The sequence below is a fragment of the Micromonospora sp. CNZ280 genome (assembly GCF_011759515.1).
In genome coordinates, this window is sequence record NZ_JAAOYP010000002.1 from 919288 (window position 1) to 936635 (window position 17348).

The window sequence follows — 17348 nt, forward strand, 5'->3', positions numbered from 1 at the left end:
AGTCAGAGCAGCCCGGCGTCGGCCAGGTAACGGCCGATGCGGGCTGTCTCCTCGCTGTTCAGTGGGACCTGGGGCAGCGCCGTCGTCGGGTGGTCGATGATGCCCCGCAGGTGCAGTGCGGCCTTGAAGGCGCCGAGCGGTGAGGAGCTCATCCCCATCCGATGGGCTCCGACGAACACCAGCTCGAACATCCGGTACAGCCGCTCCTGCTCGGTGCGCGCCGCCACCCAGTCGCCCTTGGTGGCGGCCTGGTGCAGCCGCACGTAGCCGTCCGGGTCGACGTTGCCGAGACCGGGCACGACCCCGTCGGCGCCCATCCACAGCGCCGAGTCGACGGTGAGCTCCGAACCGGTCAGCACGCTGAACCCGGTGAGGTCCGGCCGGTCACGCCGGCGGAGGATCAGCGACCGCAGCCCGGCGTCGTCGCCGCTGGAGTCCTTGATGCCGGCCAGCACCCCGTCGGCGGCCAGCGCGAGCACCAGCTCCGCCCCGAGCTTCGTGTGCACCGACACCGGCAGGTCGTACGCGTACAGCGGCAGGCCGGTCCGGTCCGCGATGGTCCGGAAGTGCGTGTCGATCTCCATCGGGTGGGTGCGGGCGTAGAACGGCGCGGTCGCCACCAGGCCCGCCGCTCCGGCCTGCGCGGCCACCCGGGCGTGGTCGAGCACCCGCAGGGTGGTCATGTCGATGACGCCGGCGAGCACCGGCACCTGACCCGCGACGTGCCCGATCACGGTCTCCAGCACCACCCGCCGGTGTGCGTCGGGCAGGAAGGCCACCTCCGAGGAGGATCCGAGCACGAACAGCGCGTCCACCCCGCCCCGGAGCTGGTGGTCGACGAGGCGGGTGAGCGATCGGGTGTCCACCTCGAAGTCGGGGGTCAGCGGGGTGCACACCGGGGGGATGACGCCGGTGAGTGCGGCGGCGTTGGTCATGGACGCTCCTGTGCTTGGCTGATCAGTTCGGTGTCGGTGGCGCCGCCCGGTACCGGGTGGTGGCAGCGGAACAGGTGCCCGTCCGGCAGGCCCTGCACGGCGGGCAGGTCGCGGACGCACATGTCGTCCGCCTTCCAACACCGGGTGCGGAACGGGCAGCCGGACGGCGGCCGGGTCGCCGACGGCACCAGGCCGGACAGCGGGATCGGGTCGATCGGCGAGAGCAGGCCCGGGGTCGCCGAGAACAGCGCCCGGGTGTACGGGTGGCGGGCCTGCCGAGGTACGGACCCGGCTGGCGCCTGCTCCACGATCCGCCCCAGGTACATGGTGACCACCCGGTCGCTCATCCGCCGCACGGTCTGGATGTCGTGCGAGACGAACACCATGGCGAGCCCGAGCTGGTCCTTGAGGTCCAGCAGCAGGTTGAGGATCTGGGCCCGTACCGAGACGTCCAGTGCGCTGGTCGGCTCGTCGGCCACCACCAGGTCGGGTTCGAGGGCCAGGGCCCGGGCGATGGCGACCCGCTGCCGCTGCCCACCGGAGAGCTGACCCGGCAGCAGGTCGGCGGAGCTGGCCGGTAGCCCGACGAGGTCGAGCAGCTCGCGTACCCGCCGCTCCCGGTCGCCCGGTGTGCCTCGCCGGTGCACGTCCAACGGATCCCGCAGGATCTGCCGAACGGACAGCCGGCGGTTCAACGCGGTGGACGGATCCTGGAACACCATGCCGGTGGTAGCGCCGATCGTCCGTCGGCGTCGCGACTCCGGCGTCGACCACACGTCCTCACCGCGGAAACGGACGGTCCCGGCGGTGGGCCGTTGGAGCGCGACCAGTACCCGCGCGAGCGTCGACTTGCCGCAGCCTGACTCACCCACGATCCCGACGGTCTCCCCCGCCCTGACGGTGAGGTCCGCGCCGGTCAACGCGTACACGCGGTCGCGGGCGAAGATGCCTCCGGAGCGGGCCCGGTGGACGACGTGCACGTCGGCGAGCTCCAGCAGAGGTGTTTCGGTCGGGTTCACCGGGCCTCCGTTCCCGCCGCGAGCGGCTGGGTGAGCGTGATCGCCGGGTGGTGGCACGCCGTCGCGTGGCGGCGCTGGTCACCGGCGAGTTCGGGAGCGGCGGTGCGGCACACGTCGGTCGCCATGGGGCAGCGGTCGGCGAACCGGCAGCCGGCCGGGAAGTCGGCGGGGGCCGGCACGACGCCGCGGATCTGGGACAGTCGCGCCGCGCCGGCCTCCAGCGACAGCACCGAGCCGAGCAGGCCCCGGGCGTAGTGGTGGGCGGGTGCGCCGACCACTTCGGCGGTCACCCCCGTCTCGACGATCTGCCCGCCGTACATCACCACGACCCGATCGGTCACGTCGGCGACCAGCGCGAGGTCGTGCGAGACGAGGATCAGCGCGAAACCGAGTTCCGCCCGTAGCCGCAGCAGCAACTGGATCACCTGTGCCTGCACGGTCACGTCCAGCGCGGTGGTCGGCTCGTCGGCGATGATGAGCTTCGGGTCCCGGGACAGGGCCATGGCGATGAGGACCCGCTGCCGCTGGCCGCCGGAGAGCTCGTGCGGGTAGGCGGAGAGGGTCCGGTCCGGGTCGAGCCCGACCAGTGCCAGCAGCTCCCTCGCCGTACGCCGGCCGCCCCGCCGGATGAGCTGCTTGAGCTGGGCGCGGACGGTCATCGCCGGGTTGAGTGAGGAGAGCGCGTCCTGGTAGATCATGGCCAGGTCGTGGCCGAGCAGCCGCCGTCGCGCCGCGCGGGGCATGCGGAGCAGGTCGGTGCCGGCGAACCGGATGCTGCCGCGGATCCGGGCGTCGCGCGGTTGTAGGCCCATGACGGTCAGGGCGGTCAGCGACTTGCCGCAGCCGGACTCCCCGACGAGCCCCAGCACCTCTCCGGGCCGCACGTCGAAGGAGATCCCGTCGACGATGTCCACCCCGTCGTGCCGGCCGTCGAAGCCGATGGCGAGGTTCTCCACCTCGAGGATCGCGGGGCCGTCGGGCAGGGGGCGGGCCCGTTCGGAGAGCCGGCGGGCGGCCTCGGCGAGCCCGGGCAGTTCGGTGACCTCGCCCGATCCGGGCCGGGCCTGCTCGATCGGGTCGACGTCGCCGGAGCGGCGGGCGGGTGGGCGGCGGGCGGCCGGTGTCGCCCAGGCGTCGGAGATGCCCTCGGACAGGATGTTCAGCGCCAGCACCGTGATGAGGATCAACAGGCCGGGGAAGACGGTGGCCCACCATCCGCCGAGCAGCACCAGGTTCTTGCCGTCGGCGATGACGCTGCCCCAGGACGGGTCGGGCGGCCGGACGCCCGCGCCGATGAACGACAGCGACGCCTCGAACACGATCGCGTCGGCGACCATGACGGTGCAGAACACCAGGATGGGTGCGGCGCAGTTGACCGCCACGTGCCGGACGAGGATGAACGGTGTACGCGCCCCGATGATCTTCTCGGCGGCGACGTAGTCCTCCCCGTACTGGGCGAGCACGTTCGCCCGGACGATGCGGGCGACGGGCGGAGTGTTCAGGAACCCGATCGCGGCCACCAGGACGCCGACCCCGCCGCCGAAGACCGCGACCAGCACGGCCGCCAGGGCGATGCCGGGAAAGGCCATGATCACATCCAGGACGCGCATGACGCCCTCATCGACCCACTTTCGTGCGGTGGCCGCGAGGGCTCCGATCAGCGCGCCGGCGAGCAGGGCCAGGCCGGTGGCGCCGAGCCCGATGACCAGCGACCACCGGGCGCCGTGCAGGAGTCGGCTGAAGATGTCGCGGTTGGCGCTGTCCAGGCCCATCCAGTGGGTGGCGGACGGGCCGCCGCTGGCGGAGTGCTGGGTCAGCGGAGAGTGCGGCGCGATGATCGGGGCGAGCAGGGCGGCGAGGCCGACCACCACCAGGACGCCCAGCGCGACCCAGGACAGGGGTGGGAGCCGGCGGAATCCGATGCCCGGCCGGGCCAGCCGTTCAGTGAGTCGTCGCCGCATCAGCCAGCACTCCTCAGGCGTGGGTTGACCAGTAGGTAGAGGATGTCGACGACGAGGTTGACCACCACGAAGCCGGTGGCGATGGTCAGTACGGCGCCCTGCACCACGGCCGGGTCGCCGTTGGTCACTCCGTCGATCATCAGCTTGCCCATTCCGGGCAGAGAGAAGATCGTTTCGATGACCACCGCGCCGCCGAGGAGATAGCCGACCCGCAGGCCGAGCACGGTGAGCGGGTTGATCAGCGCGTTGCGCAGCACGTTCCGGCCGACCACGACGACGGGCGGTAGGCCGTTGCCGATCGCCGTGCGGACGTAGTCCTTGTCGAGCTCTTCGACCATCGAGGTCCGGACGATGCGGGTGAGCTGGGCCGCGACCGGCAGTGACAGGGCCAGCGCCGGAAGGGTGAGGGACCGCAGCCAGCCGGTGAAGGAGTCGGCCGGGTTGATGTATCCGCCGGTGGGAAAGACCCCGGCGTCGACGGCGAGGTACTGGATCATCAGCAGGGCCAGCCAGAACGACGGCGCGGCGACGCCGGTCAGGGACAGCACCCGGATCAGCTGGTCCGGCCAGCGGTCCCGGAAGAGCGCCGCGGTGACGCCGAAGACCAGCGCGGTGACGACGCCGATCAGCAGGCCGAGGAAGGTCAGCTGAAGGGTCAGCGGCAGCGCGGTGAGTACGGAGTCGAGCACCGGCGCCTTGGTGAGGACGCTGGTGCCCATGTCGCCCTGAAGGAGGTCGCCCACGAACCGGAGATAGCGGATCGGCAGCGGATCCAGCAGGCCGTTCTCCAGTTGGAACTGATGGATCTGTTCCGGGGTCGGGTTCGCGCCCTGGAAGTACGCGTACTCGGGCTTGTTCTGCGAGAACCGCATGATGATGAAGACGAACAGGATCACGCCCAGCAGGAGCGGGATCAGGAGAAGCAGGCGACGGACCAGCATTCTGGCGATCACTGCCACGGTGTGACTCCTCGGCGGGTGGGACGGCCGGGCCGGAGGGGCTGCCGGGCGGGCGGTGACGGTCCGGCCGCCCGGCAGCCCTGCTGTCAGACGCGCTCGGCTTGGAGCAGGTTGATGCCCGGGTAGGCCTGCGGGCGGATGCCGGTGAGCCGCTTGGGGTCCCAGGCGGTCATCAACTCGGTGTGCACCACCGGGTAGAGGACGGCCTGCTCGGCGATGACGTCCAGGTACTGGTGGGTCAGGGCGAGTTTGCGGCTCTGGTCCGGCTCCCGGGTGGCCTGGTCCATGAGCGCGAAGAGACTCTTGGCCTCGGCGCTGCTGTCCCACTTGGTGTACTTCATCCAGGTGCCGCCCGGGGAGTAGTTGTAGCGGAGGATGAGGTCGGCGTCGAGGCCGAACTGGTTGGGGTTCGACGCTGCGGCCACGACCTGGTAGTCCTGAGACTGGTCCATCTTCGTGAACAGCGCGCTGGTGTCCTGCGGCTGCAGGGTCGTCTTGACGCCGATGGCGTTCCAGGAGTTGGCGATGGTGGGCAGGCAGTCGGCGATCCAACTGACGTTGACCGCCATCAGGGTGATCGACAGGTTGGTGACGCCCGCCGCGGCGAGCAGGGCCTTTGCCTTGGCCGGGTCGTAGCTGTAGACGGTCTTCGCCTTCGCGTACGACGGGTTCTGCTCGTTGAGGAAGCTCGTGGACGCGGTGCCGTGGCCCTTGAGCGCGACGTCGATCATCTTCTGCGTGTCGATCGCGTAGAGCAGTGCCTGGCGGACCCGTACGTCGTCGAACGGCTTGGCGCCGGTATTGAACATCAGGAACATGTGGTTCATGCCCTTGCCGCCCTCGACGGTGAGGCCGGACTTCTTCAGCTGGTCGATGTTGGCGTACGGGATGTTGTCCGCGATCTGCGCCTCGGCCGACGCCCCGGAGATCTTCGCGACCCGCGCCGAGCTGTCGACGATCGACAGCCAGTTCATCTTCTTGAACCGGGCCTTGCGCGGACCGTTGTAGTCCGCGTACGCCTCGAAGGTGGTGTTCGACTTCGGGTTGTGCGCGGTGAGCCGGTAGGGGCCCGAGCCGACCGCCTTGCCGCCCTTGGCGGCGTCCCAGCCGCCGGCAGCGCCGAACACGTGCTTCGGCATGATCTTGGCAATCGAGAGGCGGCGCAGGGCGTCCGGGAAGGGGAAATGGAAGACCAGCTCCACGCTGCGGTCGTCGACCCGCCGCACCTCCTTCAGCCAGGCGCGGAAGAACGAGCTGACCAGGGTGGACGTGTCGAGCACCCGCTCGAAGGTGAAGAGCACGTCGTCCACCGTCACCTTCTGGCCGTCGTGCCAGGTGGCGCCCTCGCGCAGGGTGAACCGCCACGCGGTGGACGCGGTGTCGGTGGGTAGCGCGGTGGCCAGCGCCGGGTAGGGCTCGCGGGTGACCGGGTCGGTCTCGATCAGCCCTTCGTAGATGTGGTTGTTGGCGGCCATGGAGAACGCCGAGGCCGTCATCGTCGGGTCCCAGCTCTGGTCGTTGCCGTAGCCGATGACCGCGGTGACCAGGTCCTTGTCGGCACCGGCACCCACCGAACTGGTGGACGCCGGTCCGGACTGGCAGGCGGAGATGTTGGCCGTCACCACCGCCGCCGCGCCGAGCATCCCACTGAAGCGCAGGAAGTCGCGGCGGCTGTAGTGAGGGCGGGATACCGGGGCGCTCACGGTGCCTCCTACCGATTGGGTGACTGAGGTAACTGCTAGGACGTGGGACGTTCCACATCCCACCTCCCCGGCTAGGATGGAGGCTAGAGTGGCCGAAGCAATCGGGTCAAGGGAATGAGTCATTGAGGTTTCCCGGATGTTTCGGCCTCGGCGACCGGCCGGAAAGGGTCGGCCGACGAAAGTCATAGGATGTCCAGCGGAAGGTTGCCCCCCGAGCATGAGCGTTGCCGACCGTCCCGTCCGCCCGCGAACGAGTCGCGCTGCCGAGGCCCGGGAGGCGGTGAAACGACTGATCCTCGACCGGGGCCTCGGCGTCGGCGACGCGTTGCCCACCGAGACGGAGCTGATGAGAGAACTCGGCATCAGCCGCAACTCGGTCCGGGAGGCGCTCAAGGCGTTGCAGGCCGTGGGCATCGTCGAGATCCGGCACGGCTTCGGCATGTTCGTCGGGCAGATGTCCCTCGGCGGACTGGTCGACGAACTGGCCTTCCACGGCCGGATCACCCCCGCCGGCGGCGGCCACCAGCTCGCCTACCTGATGCAGGTCCGGGAGGCGCTGGAGAGCGGCCTGGTCATCCAGCTCATCGAACGGCACCGCGAGGCCGATCTGAATGCCGCAGCCGACGTGCTGGACCAGATGGCGGTCGAGGCCCGTCTGGGGACCGTCTCACCGGAGACCGACCGGCTCTTCCACGACGTGCTCTACCTACCGCTGCGCAACCCCCTCGTCGGCCAGTTGCTGGGCGCCTTCTGGGACGTGTACCACCAGCTACGGCTGGACCTCGGCGCACCGACCGAGTCACCGCAGGAGGTCATGCACCGTCACCGGGCGATCCACGAAGCCGTTGTCGCCGGCGACAAGGAGGCAGCCGTTACCGCCGTGCGGGCCCACTTCGACGGCGTACGCGAGCGGCTGGCACGCCTACGCGATCGATCCTGACCCGCAGCCTCGCCCACGGATCCCGCCGCCGGTGGGATTGCGTATGGAGACCCACCGGCACGGCGGGACCGTGACGCCCTCGGCCACGGACCGGATCACATGAGACCGGCGCCCGCCGGTGACGCTGCCGCTCGTCGCCCCCGCTCAGGCGACCACGGTGGTCAGCCGGCTGTCCGGTGCCGCCACCCGGACGGCCTCCGCGGCTGGGTCGTCAGCCTGGGTGTGGGAGCGCCGTTCCGCCTCCACCCGGGCGATGTACGCCTCGACCTCCTCACGCCTGCGCTGCTCGTCCCAGCCCAGCACGTCCGCGACGATGTCGGCGACCGCCTCGGCCGTCTCCGTACCCCGGTGGCTCTCCTCGATGGAGATGCGCGACCGGCGGGCGAGCAGGTCGTCGAGGTGCAGGGCGGACTCGTGGGTGGCGGCGTAGCGGAACTCCGCCCGCAGGTAACGCTCGGCGCCGGGCATGGGTAGCAGCAGCGACGGGTCGTCCTCGCCGGCGGCCAGCACCTCACCGATCAGTGAGCCGTAGCGGCCCAGCAGGTGGCGGACGGTCCAGGTGGGCAGGCCGTACCGTTGGCCGAGAACGGAGACCTGGTTACGCAGCGCCGGGTAGCCCTCGGCACCGAGCAGGGAGATCCGGTCGGTGACCGTGCGCGGCAGCGGCCGGTCGAGGTCGACGGCGGCGGCGTCGACCGCGTCGGCGGCCATCACCCGGTAGGTGGTGTACTTGCCGCCGGCCACGGAGAGCATTCCGGGCTGGGTGCGGGTGACGACGTGTTCCCGGGACAGCTTGGTCGTGTCGTCGGTGCCGCCGGCCAGCAGTGGTCGCAGGCCGGCGTAGACGCCCTCGATGTCGTCGCGGGTCAGCGGGGTGGCCAGCACCTCGTTGACCTGGTCGAGCAGGTAGGTGATGTCCGCCTCGGTGGCGGTCGGGTGGGCCTTGCCCAACTCCCAGGTGGTGTCGGTGGTGCCGACGATCCAGTGTGCGCCCCAGGGGATCACGAACAGCACCGACCGTTCGGTACGCAGGATCAGGCCGGTGCTGGAGTGGATCCGGTCCCGGGGCACCACCAGGTGCACTCCCTTGGAGGCGTGCACGTTGTACTGCCCGCGCTGGCCGGCGAGCCGGTGCAGTTCGTCGGTCCACACCCCGGCGCAGTTGATGACGACCGTCGCCGAAACGTCGGTGTGCGCGCCGGTCTCCACGTCGCGGACCCGGGCGCCGACGATGCGGTCACCGGTGCGCCGGAACTCGACGACCTCGGCGGAGTTGAGCACCGTCGCACCGTAGGTGGCGGCGGTGCGGGCCAGGGTCATGGTGTGCCGGGCGTCGTCGACCTGGGCGTCGAAGTAGCGGATCGCCCCGACCAGGGCGTCCGGACGTAGCGACGGGCAGAGCCGCCGCGCGGCGCTGCGGGACAGCTGCTGGTGGCGGGGCACCGAACGCTTGCCGGCCATCGTGTCGTAGAGCGTCAGCCCGGCGGTGACGTACGGGCGTTCCCACATCCGGTGGCGCAGCGGATAGAGGAACGACACCGGTTGGACCAGGTGTGGGGCGATCCGGGTGAGCATCAGTTCCCGCTCCCGCAGCGCCTCCTTGACCAGCCCGAAGTTGAGCTGCTCCAGGTAGCGCAGTCCCCCGTGGAAGAGCTTGCTGGACCGGGAGGAGGTGCCGGCGGCGAAGTCGCGTGCCTCCACCAGGGCCACCCGCAGCCCGCGGGTGGCGGCGTCGAGGGCGACGCCGGTGCCGGTGACGCCGCCGCCGACCACCAGGATGTCGAACTGCTCGGACCCCAGTCGCCGCCAGTTCTCGGCGCGTTCCGACGGTCCCAGCCTCGTTGGGTTGATCATGTCTTTACCTCCCCGTCCAGTTCAATGATCGGCTCACGGCCGCTCGCCAGGTATCGCGCTGCTCCAGCCGCCAGGTGAGGTCCCGGGTGGGATGGAAGCGGGCACCAACCCGCCAGTGCCGGCGCAGCGTGTCCAGGTCGGGCCAGATCCCGACGGCCAGGCCGGCCGCGTACGCCGCGCCCATGGCGGTCGTCTCGACGTTCTCCGGTCGCACCACCGGGATTCCCAGCTGGTCGGCCTGGATCTGCAGCAACAGGTCGTTGGCGGCCATGCCCCCGTCGACCGGGAGCTCACGCAGGTCCAGGCCGGTGTCGGTGCGCATCGCCTCCAGCACGTCGCCGATCTGCAACGCGGTGGCCTCCAGCGCCGCCCTGGCCAGGTGCCGGCGGTCGGCGTAGCGGGTCAGCCCGACGATCGTTCCTCGCGCGTCGGGCCGCCAGTGCGGCGCGAACAGGCCGGAGAAGGCCGGTACGAGGTACACGCCGCCGTTGTCGTCGACCTGCCGGGCGAGGACCTCGACCTCCTCGGCGCGCCGGATGATGCCCAGGTTGTCACGAAGCCACTGCACGAGGGCGCCGGTGACGGCGATGGACCCTTCGAGGGCGTACACCGGGTCGTGCCCGTGGCACTGGTAGGCGACCGTGGTGATCAGGCCGTGCTTCGACGGCACCGGGTCGGAGCCGGTGTTGAGCAGGACGAACGCGCCGGTGCCGTAGGTGCTCTTCGCCTCGCCGGGGGCGAAGCGGGCCTGCCCGAACAGCGCGGCCTGCTGGTCGCCGAGGATGCCGCTGACCGGTACGCCGGGCAGCGGCCCGTCCCGGTGGCCGCGGGCCACGGTGCCGCTGGAGGCGCGGATGTCCGGCAGGACGGTGAGCGGCACCCCCAGCTCGGCGGCGAGGTCGGCGTTCCAGTCGACCGTGGCCAGGTCCATCAGCATGGTCCGGGAGGCGTTCGTGACGTCGGTGACGTGCAGCCCGCCATCGACACCGCCGGTGAGGTTCCAGACCAGCCAGCTGTCGATGGTCCCGGCGGCCAGGTCCCCGCGCTGCGCGGCCTCGCGGGCACCGGGCACGTGGTCGAGGATCCAACGGATCTTCGGCGCGGAGACGTAGGTGCTCAGCGGCAGGCCGGTGCGCGACCGGTACCGGTCAGGGCCGGCCGGGCCGGCGAGCTGACGGCACAGCTCCTCGGTGCGGGTGTCCTGCCAGACGACGGCGCGGTGGATCGGCCGGCCGGTCCGGCGGTCCCACACCACCACCGTCTCCCGCTGGTTGGTGATGCCGACCGCGGCCAGCTCCGCCGGGGTGCGACCGGCCCGGTCGAGGGCGTCGGCGATGACGGTACGGGTGTTCGCCCAGATCTCGTCGGCGTCGTGCTCCACCCAGCCCGGCCGGGGAAAGTGCTGCCGGTGCTCGACCTGCGCCGCCGTCACCACGCGGCAGTCGGCGTCGACCAGCAACGCCCGGGTGCTGGTGGTGCCCTGATCGACGGCCAGCACGAGACCGCCGGGGACAGCGTTGTTCACAGCTGAACCACTCCTTTCACCACGGTTATGGCCGCACCGGTCAGCGCGAGGGCCACCACGGCCTGCCGAGCCCGGCGCGCCGGTACCCGGTCGGACAGGCGGTTACCGACGAGGACGCCGACGGTGAGCCCGGCGCCCACGAGGGCCCACCCGGCCGCCGGCAGGGACGGCAGGCTGCCCTTGGCGAGCAGCGACGCGACACCGAGGGTCGCGAAGATGAGCTGGGCGGTGGCCGCGAAGGAGCGTTGCGGCCAGCTGGTGGAGATCGCGTAGACGGTGATCGCCGGGCCGCCGACCCCGGCGGTGACGTTCATGAAACCCGACCCGGCCCCGGCCAGCAGGCTGGCGCTGACGTCGCGGACGGCCCCGCCCAGGTCGGGCGTGGCGTCGGCCGGTCGGCGGGTACGACCGCGGCCGAGCACCGCCGCCAGCGCAGCCAGCACCAGCCCGCCGACGACGACGGAGAGCACCGGGCCGGGCAGGTTCCGGGCCACCCAGGCGCCCGGCAGCACGGCCACCACGGCCGGGCCGAGCAGCAGGCCGGCCCGCCGGACGTCCACGTCCCGCCACACCTGCACGAGCACGACCAGTGCGGTGAGGGTGCCGCAAAGGTTCACCAGGAGCACCCCGTTGAACGGGTCGGTCAGCAGCACCACGAACGGCGATGCCACCAGCGCGAATCCCAGGCCGGTGACGCGCTGCGTCCCCGCGCCGACGAAGACCGCCGCCGCGAGTGCGGTCAGCTGCAGCCAGGTCACCGGGAATCACGGCCGCCAGGCGAGGTAGCGCTGGTCGGTGAACTCGGCCAGGCCCTCGGCGGAGCCCTCCCGTCCGAGCCCGGCCTGCTTGACCCCGCCCATCGGGGCGAACGCCACCGACGGCAGCGGGTCGTTGGCGCCGAGGATGCCGACCTGCATCCGGTCGGCCATCCGCCAGATGCGGGCCGGGTCCCGGCTGTAGACGTAACCGGCGAGGCCCAGCTCGGTGGCGTTGGCCCGGGCGACGGCTTCGTCCTCGTCGCGGAAGCGGAAGACGGCGGCGGCGGGTCCGAAGACCTCCTCGCGGGCGATGCGGGTGTGGTCGGGCACGTCGGCCAGCAGGGTCGGCGGCAGGTAGTGCCCGTGCCGGGGCACCGCCCGTTCGTCGGTGAGTCGGCGCGCGCCGGCGGCGAGCGCCTCGTCCACCAGCGCGGTGACCGCGTCGACCCGGTCGGAGTCGATCACCGGGCCGAGGTCGGGGCAGGGGTCGTCGAGGCCGTTGCCGATGCGCAGCGCGTCGAGCCGCTCGGCTAGTCGGCCGGTGAACTCGTCGTGGACCCGCTCGTGCACCAGGAAGCGGTTGGCGGCCACGCAGGACTGGCCGGTGTTGCGGGTCTTGGCCAGCACGGCGCCCTCGACGGCGGCGTCGAGGTCCGCGTCGTCGAAGACGACGAACGCCGCGTTGCCGCCGAGTTCGAGCAGTGGCCGGACGACCCGGCGCGCCGCGCGGGCCATGATCCGGCTGCCGACGCCGGTGGAACCGGTGAAGGTGACCACCCGGACGGCGGGGTGGTCGAGCAGCGCGTCGGTGAGTTCCGCGGCCGGTCCGTGCACGAGGTTGACCACCCCGGCGGGCAGCCCGGCGTCGGTCAGCGTCCGGATCAGCTCGGTGACCGCCAGCGGGGCCTTCTCCGACACCCGGGCGACGACCGTGCAGCCGGCGGCCAGGGCGGGCGCGAGCTTGCGGGCCTGGATCGAGCAGGGAAAGTTCCACGGGGTCAGGCTGGCCACGACCCCGGTGGGGCGGCGCAGGGTGAGCTGCCGGCGGCCCGGCTGTTCGCTGGTGAGCAGGTCGCCCTGGGGCCGGCGGGCCTGCTCGGCGAACCAGCGGAGGTACTCCGCGCTGAAGGAAACCTCGGCGAGCGCCTCCGGCAGCCGCTTGCCGGCTTCCCGGGCCAGCAGCTCACCGATGGAGCGTTGCCGCTCGCCGATCAGTTCGGCGGCCCGTAGCAGCAGGTCGGCGCGGACCCGGGGCGGAGTGTCGGCCCAGGTGTCGAACGCGGCGGCGGCGGCATCCGCGGCGCGCCGGGCGTCGGTCGCGTCGCCCCACCCGACCTGGCCGACGACACTGCCGTCGGCCGGATCGGTGACGTCGAGGTGGTGGTCGGGGGTGTGCCAGGTCCCGTCGATGAGCATGGTGCCCGTCACGTCGGTGACCCTCCTTCAGTCGATGAGCAGATCAGGGCGGTGCCGGCCGGCGACGGTCACGCTCGGCCAGTCCGGGTCGTGCACCAGGGGGCGCGGCCCGGCCGGAGTGACCAGGCAGGTGTCCTCGACCTTCCAGCCGGCAGCCGAGGGGTTCCAGGCCACGACGCTGCCCGCGGTGAGCGGGTCCGCCGAGCCGGGGTGGGCGGGGTGTTCCCGGGGCTGCCAGCCGGAGAATCCGCCCTGGTGGTGCCGATGCCACTCGGTGGCGTCGAAGCCGTACGTGGGGTAGGCGGCGACGCCGGCGGCGACCACGTCGCCGATCGGCGTCCCCACCCGGCTGGCGTCGAGGAAGGCCGCCTCCACGTCGAGCAGCCGCCGGTAGGCGTCCCGGTCCTCCCCCGTGGGCGGGGTGAAGCAGCGGATCCGGGTGACGCTGGCGATCAGGCCGTCACGGCGGGCGCAGCAGACCAGCATCACCCGGTCGGTGATGCTGGCGGTGGTGGGCAGCGGGTGGCGGTGCGCGGCCCCCCGGCGGTCGGCGGCGACGAAGAGCGCGACCGGGTCCAGCGCCCGGTCGAGCAGTTCGGCGGCGAGCAGCGCCGCGGCGGCGTACTCGGTCATGCCGGGCACGCAGCGACCGGCGGCGGCGGTGGCAGCCCGCGCGGCGTCGGCGCAGACGCCGCTCAGCGTCTCGGCCTGGGCGGCGGTGAGCTGCCGGCGCAGGGCCGCGACGTCGGCGCGGAGGTCGACCATGCCGGGAGCGGGCCGGTCGGAGCCGACGCCCGGACCGGTCGGCAACGCCGCCGACCGGTCCTCCCACCACGGCACGACGGCCCAGTCGACGGCCCGGTCGGCCAGCTCGGTGTCGCGTAGCCGGGGCGCCTCGATGGCGTTGGCGACCACGGTCAGCCGGGCGGCGGCGTGGCGTCCACCGTCCGGGTCGGCGCCCCGGTCCCGGCAGTCGACGACGATGTCCAGGCAGGACGCGTCGAGGGTCTGCGGCACGTGGGAGCGGGCGCCGGTGAGCCAGCTGATCGTCGCCGGCTCGCGCAGCACCAGCGTGTCCAGGCCGTGCCGGTCGGCCAGGGCGGCCAGCCGGGCGAGCTTGCCGGGCAGGTCGTCACCCATGCCGGACCACCTGCCGCCGGACGGGCTGCCCGCCGGCCGCCTCTGCCACCGCGCCCCGGATCCGCACCGTCGTGTCGGTGCCGTCGAAGCCGGCGAGGCGCAGGTCGTGGTCGGCGTCGCCGAAGACGTGCAGCGTCCACGGCAGTCCGATCAGGTCGTCGGTGCGGCGGAACTCCTCCGGCAGGTCGACGCGGGGGATGACCGCGCCGTCGCGGACCAGCACGGGCATCCGCTCCAGCGGCACCTCGACTCGGTGCCAGCCGGGGCCCTGGTAGCGCTCGCCGGTGAGCAGGTCGGTCCACTGTCCCGCCGGGACGTGGAAGCGGCGGTGGACCGGCTCGTCGCCGTCGTCGAAGACCGGTACGACCAGCAGGTCCTCGCCGAGCAGGAACTGCCCGTCGAGGCCGGTGGCGACCGGGTCGTGCGGGTCGTGCAGGGCGCACGGCCGCAGCATCGGCCAGCCGCGTGCCGCGGACTCGGTGGCGACCCGCCACAGGTACGGCAGCAGTGAGTAGCGCAGCCGGATCCAGTCCCGGCTGACGGCCAGCGCGCGCGGGCCGAACGCCCAGGGTTCCCGGGGGCGCAGCCCGTGGGCGCGCATCAGCGGCGACAGGGCGCCGAGCTGCGTCCACCGCACGTAGAGGGCGGGGGTGAGTTCGGGGCCGAAGAAGCCACCGATGTCGTGGCTCCAGAATCCCGGTGCGGACAGCGCGTAGGACAGGCCACCGCGGACCGTGGCGCGCATGCCGGCCACGGTGGACTCGGCGTCCCCGCCCCACTGGCCGGGGTAGCGGTGCGAGCCGGCCCAGCCGGAGCGCCCCCAGACCAGTGGGTCCCGGCCGGTCCGTTCGGCGATCGCCGCGCTGACCGCGCCGTTGTAGCGCAGCGGGTAGAGGTTGTGGGCGTGCCGGGGCGGGGTGCCGTCGGCGAGGGCGGCGTCGTCGGGCAGCCCCTCACCGAAGTCGGTCTTGAACACCGCCACCCCGTCGTCGAGGAAGTCGGCGTGCAGGTCCTGCCACCAGCGGCGGGCCCGCGGGTTGGTGAAGTCGATCAGTGCGCGGGGCCGGCCGTCCGGGGTGGGGGTGCCGCGCAACCGGGCGGTCGCCCCGCCGGTGTCGCGGACCAGGTAGCCGGCCGCCTCCGCCGCCGCGTAGCGCGGGGAGGCGGGGTCGAGGTACGGCAGTTCCCACACCGACAGCCGGCAGCCGTACGCGTCGAGGGCCTTGACGAACGCGGCCCGGTCGCCGAAGCGGTCGGTGTTCCAGATGAAGTCGGTGTTGAGCCGGTCCACGACGAGCCAGTCGGGGTCGAGGTGCAGCACGTCGCAGGGGACGTCGTGCTCGGCCATGCCCCGGGCGACGCCCTCCATCTCGGTACGGGAGTGGTAGCGGCAGCGTCCCATCCAGTAGCCGAAGGCCCACAGCGGTGGGCGGTTCGGCCGGCCGGTCAGCGCGGTGTAGTCGCCGAGCCGGGTCTTCGGGTCGGGGTCGACGCAGACGTACAGGTCGATCGCCTCGTCGGCGGCGGTGAGGGCCAGCACGCTGGGCCGGGTGTGCCCGACGTCCGCGGTGACGGTGGCGCCGGTGTTGAGGAATCCGGTGTAACCGGCGGTGGAGTGCCAGACCGGCACCGGCTTGTACGCCATGCCGGTGCCGGTGCCCAGCGCGTCCTCGACCCGCAGCAGCAGCCGCTGCCCGTTCTTGACCAGCCGGCCGAACTGCTCGCCGAAGCCGGTGATCTCCTCCTCCGGGCCGAGTTCGCAGTGCAGAGTGGTGTGCTCGCCATCGCCGAGCACGGGCGGGGCCATGGGGAACCCGGCGACCTGGCGCAGTCGTTCGCCGGTGCGCAGCACCGTACGTCCGTCGGCGTCGGTGATCGTGACGGCGAACGGGAACCGGCCGATCCGTACGCCCACCTGACCGGCGCTGACGGTGAGATGGGCGGGGTGCTCCTCGATGTGGGGGTCGACCGGTTCCGGCCGGGGGTCGGTGACGATCCCCAGCCAGGTCGGGTCCTCGGTGAGCACCCGGGCGCCGGTGGGGGCCACCACGATCCGCACGGTGCGGGGCCCGGCGAACGCCACCCGTACCTGCCAGGTTCTGGTGGTCAGCGGCGGCAGGTGCAGGTCCGGCAGGTTGGGCATGGTGGTTTCCACGCCCTGGTCGGTGACGGGTTCGCCGGTCAGCCAACCCGGTGTGCCGGGCAGCCGGACGGCCGGGTGGGCGTCGACGTCGACCACGACGTCCGGGCCGTCGCGGCGGACCCGGTTGACCCGGCGCAGGATCTCGGGGGTGCCCGTTTCCGCGTCGTGCACGATGCCGGTCACCCCTTCACCGCGCCGGAGGTCATACCGGCGACGAAGTAGCGCTGTAGCAGCACGTAGCCGACCACCACCGGCAGCGAGGAGAGCACGACGCCGGTGAACAGCAGCGGGTAGTCGGTCTGGAATTCGCCCTGGAAGCTGAGCAGCGCCAGCGGCAGGGTCCGCTTCTCCGCGGACTGGATGAACAGCAGCGGGTAGAGCAGTTCGTTCCAGTGCATGACGAACAGGAAGATCGCGGTGGCCGCCAGCGACGGCAGGGAGAGCGGCATGACCACCGAGCGGTAGGTCCGCCACGGTCCGGAGCCGTCGAGGGCGCTGGCCTCGTACAGGGTGCTGGGCAGGGTGCGCATGAATCCGCCGAGGATGAACACGGCAACCGGCAGGGTGACCACGACGTTGATCAGGATCAGGCCGAGCAGGCTGTCGAGCAGGCCGAGCCGGCCGAAGAGCACGTACTGCGGGATCATGTTGGCCTGGGCGGGCACGGACATGCCCAGCACCAGGAACCCGAAGATGAGCCAGCCCCGCCAGCCGGGAATGCGGGCCACCCCGTACGCGGCCAGGCTGCCGAGGAACAGCGTCAGCGTCACCGACGCGACGGTCACCAGGGTGCTGTTGACGAACGCGCCGCTGAGGTTCTGCTCGGTGAGCACCGTGCGGTAGTTCTGCGCCGACAGCGACGTTGGCGGGGCGAACGGGTTCTCGAACAGGGCGCCCGTGGTCTTGAACGTGCCGAAGAGGATCACCGTCAGCGGTACGACGATCAGGACCGCGTAGCAGGCGAGGATGGCGCGTCGGCCGAGTGTGGCGAGCAT

General features: G+C 72.1%; 13 protein-coding genes. 1 reads left to right on the plus strand and 12 read right to left on the minus strand.

Annotated features, from left to right (window positions below; genetic code table 11):
• Window positions 1-2 precede the first annotated feature (2 nt).
• The 5 genes from FHX32_RS19250 to FHX32_RS19270 all read right to left on the minus strand — a co-directional run bounded on the left by FHX32_RS19250 (window position 3) and on the right by FHX32_RS19270 (window position 6577).
• Window positions 3-935 (minus strand): dihydrodipicolinate synthase family protein, encoded by a 933-nt coding sequence (locus FHX32_RS19250; protein WP_167184812.1) that lies wholly within the window; start codon window positions 933-935, stop codon window positions 3-5.
• The gene (locus tag FHX32_RS19255; RefSeq protein ID WP_486481191.1) at window positions 932-1954 is read right to left on the minus strand and encodes an oligopeptide/dipeptide ABC transporter ATP-binding protein; all 1023 of its coding nucleotides are present in this window, start codon (window positions 1952-1954) and stop codon (window positions 932-934) included. The genes FHX32_RS19250 and FHX32_RS19255 overlap by 4 nt, the downstream gene beginning before the upstream one ends.
• Window positions 1951-3915: a dipeptide/oligopeptide/nickel ABC transporter permease/ATP-binding protein gene (locus FHX32_RS19260; RefSeq protein WP_167184815.1), complete on the minus strand. Its 1965-nt coding sequence runs from the start codon at window positions 3913-3915 to the stop codon at window positions 1951-1953. Before FHX32_RS19260 ends, FHX32_RS19255 begins: the two co-directional genes overlap by 4 nt.
• Complete coding sequence (locus FHX32_RS19265; protein ID WP_088994190.1) at window positions 3915-4874, minus strand: ABC transporter permease; 960 nt, start codon at window positions 4872-4874, stop codon at window positions 3915-3917. Before FHX32_RS19265 ends, FHX32_RS19260 begins: the two co-directional genes overlap by 1 nt.
• 86 nt (window positions 4875-4960) lie before the next feature.
• On the minus strand, window positions 4961-6577 hold the full coding sequence (locus FHX32_RS19270) for an ABC transporter substrate-binding protein (protein WP_486481192.1): 1617 nt from the start codon (window positions 6575-6577) through the stop codon (window positions 4961-4963).
• A 217-nt stretch (window positions 6578-6794) separates the two neighbouring features.
• Here FHX32_RS19270 and FHX32_RS19275 point away from each other — a divergent pair, with 217 nt between their 5' ends.
• Complete coding sequence (locus FHX32_RS19275; RefSeq protein WP_167184822.1) at window positions 6795-7517, plus strand: FadR/GntR family transcriptional regulator; 723 nt, start codon at window positions 6795-6797, stop codon at window positions 7515-7517.
• Window positions 7518-7661: 144 nt separating this feature from the next.
• Here FHX32_RS19275 and FHX32_RS19280 read toward each other — a convergent pair whose 3' ends face one another.
• The 7 genes from FHX32_RS19280 to FHX32_RS19310 are packed head-to-tail and all read right to left on the minus strand — an operon-like array spanning window position 7662 to window position 17348.
• Window positions 7662-9368 (minus strand): glycerol-3-phosphate dehydrogenase/oxidase, encoded by a 1707-nt coding sequence (locus tag FHX32_RS19280; RefSeq protein ID WP_486481241.1) that lies wholly within the window; start codon window positions 9366-9368, stop codon window positions 7662-7664.
• A gap of 7 nt (window positions 9369-9375) precedes the next feature.
• The gene (gene glpK / locus FHX32_RS19285; RefSeq protein ID WP_486481193.1) at window positions 9376-10896 is read right to left on the minus strand and encodes a glycerol kinase GlpK; all 1521 of its coding nucleotides are present in this window, start codon (window positions 10894-10896) and stop codon (window positions 9376-9378) included.
• Window positions 10893-11654 carry a sulfite exporter TauE/SafE family protein gene (locus tag FHX32_RS19290; protein WP_167184827.1) on the minus strand — a complete coding sequence of 254 codons (762 nt, stop codon included), beginning with the start codon at window positions 11652-11654 and terminating at the stop codon, window positions 10893-10895. Before FHX32_RS19290 ends, glpK begins: the two co-directional genes overlap by 4 nt.
• Before the next feature lie 6 nt (window positions 11655-11660).
• The gene (locus tag FHX32_RS19295; protein ID WP_208418881.1) at window positions 11661-13082 is read right to left on the minus strand and encodes an NAD-dependent succinate-semialdehyde dehydrogenase; all 1422 of its coding nucleotides are present in this window, start codon (window positions 13080-13082) and stop codon (window positions 11661-11663) included.
• Between the two features lie 15 nt (window positions 13083-13097).
• Complete coding sequence (locus tag FHX32_RS19300; protein WP_167184830.1) at window positions 13098-14210, minus strand: M24 family metallopeptidase; 1113 nt, start codon at window positions 14208-14210, stop codon at window positions 13098-13100.
• Window positions 14203-16536, minus strand: coding sequence for a TIM-barrel domain-containing protein (locus FHX32_RS19305; protein WP_167184832.1), 2334 nt, complete (start codon window positions 16534-16536; stop codon window positions 14203-14205). Before FHX32_RS19305 ends, FHX32_RS19300 begins: the two co-directional genes overlap by 8 nt.
• Window positions 16533-17348 carry a carbohydrate ABC transporter permease gene (locus tag FHX32_RS19310; protein ID WP_167184834.1) on the minus strand — a complete coding sequence of 272 codons (816 nt, stop codon included), beginning with the start codon at window positions 17346-17348 and terminating at the stop codon, window positions 16533-16535. Before FHX32_RS19310 ends, FHX32_RS19305 begins: the two co-directional genes overlap by 4 nt.

Coding starts and splice junctions, on each gene's coding strand:
- FHX32_RS19250 (WP_167184812.1), bottom strand. CDS start 935: ATGACCAACGCCGCCGCACTCACCGGCGTCATCCCCCCGGTGTGCACC.
- FHX32_RS19260 (WP_167184815.1), bottom strand. CDS start 3,915: ATGCGGCGACGACTCACTGAACGGCTGGCCCGGCCGGGCATCGGATTC.
- FHX32_RS19275 (WP_167184822.1), top strand. CDS start 6,795: ATGAGCGTTGCCGACCGTCCCGTCCGCCCGCGAACGAGTCGCGCTGCC.
- FHX32_RS19300 (WP_167184830.1), bottom strand. CDS start 14,210: ATGGGTGACGACCTGCCCGGCAAGCTCGCCCGGCTGGCCGCCCTGGCC.
- FHX32_RS19310 (WP_167184834.1), bottom strand. CDS start 17,348: ATGCTCGCCACACTCGGCCGACGCGCCATCCTCGCCTGCTACGCGGTC.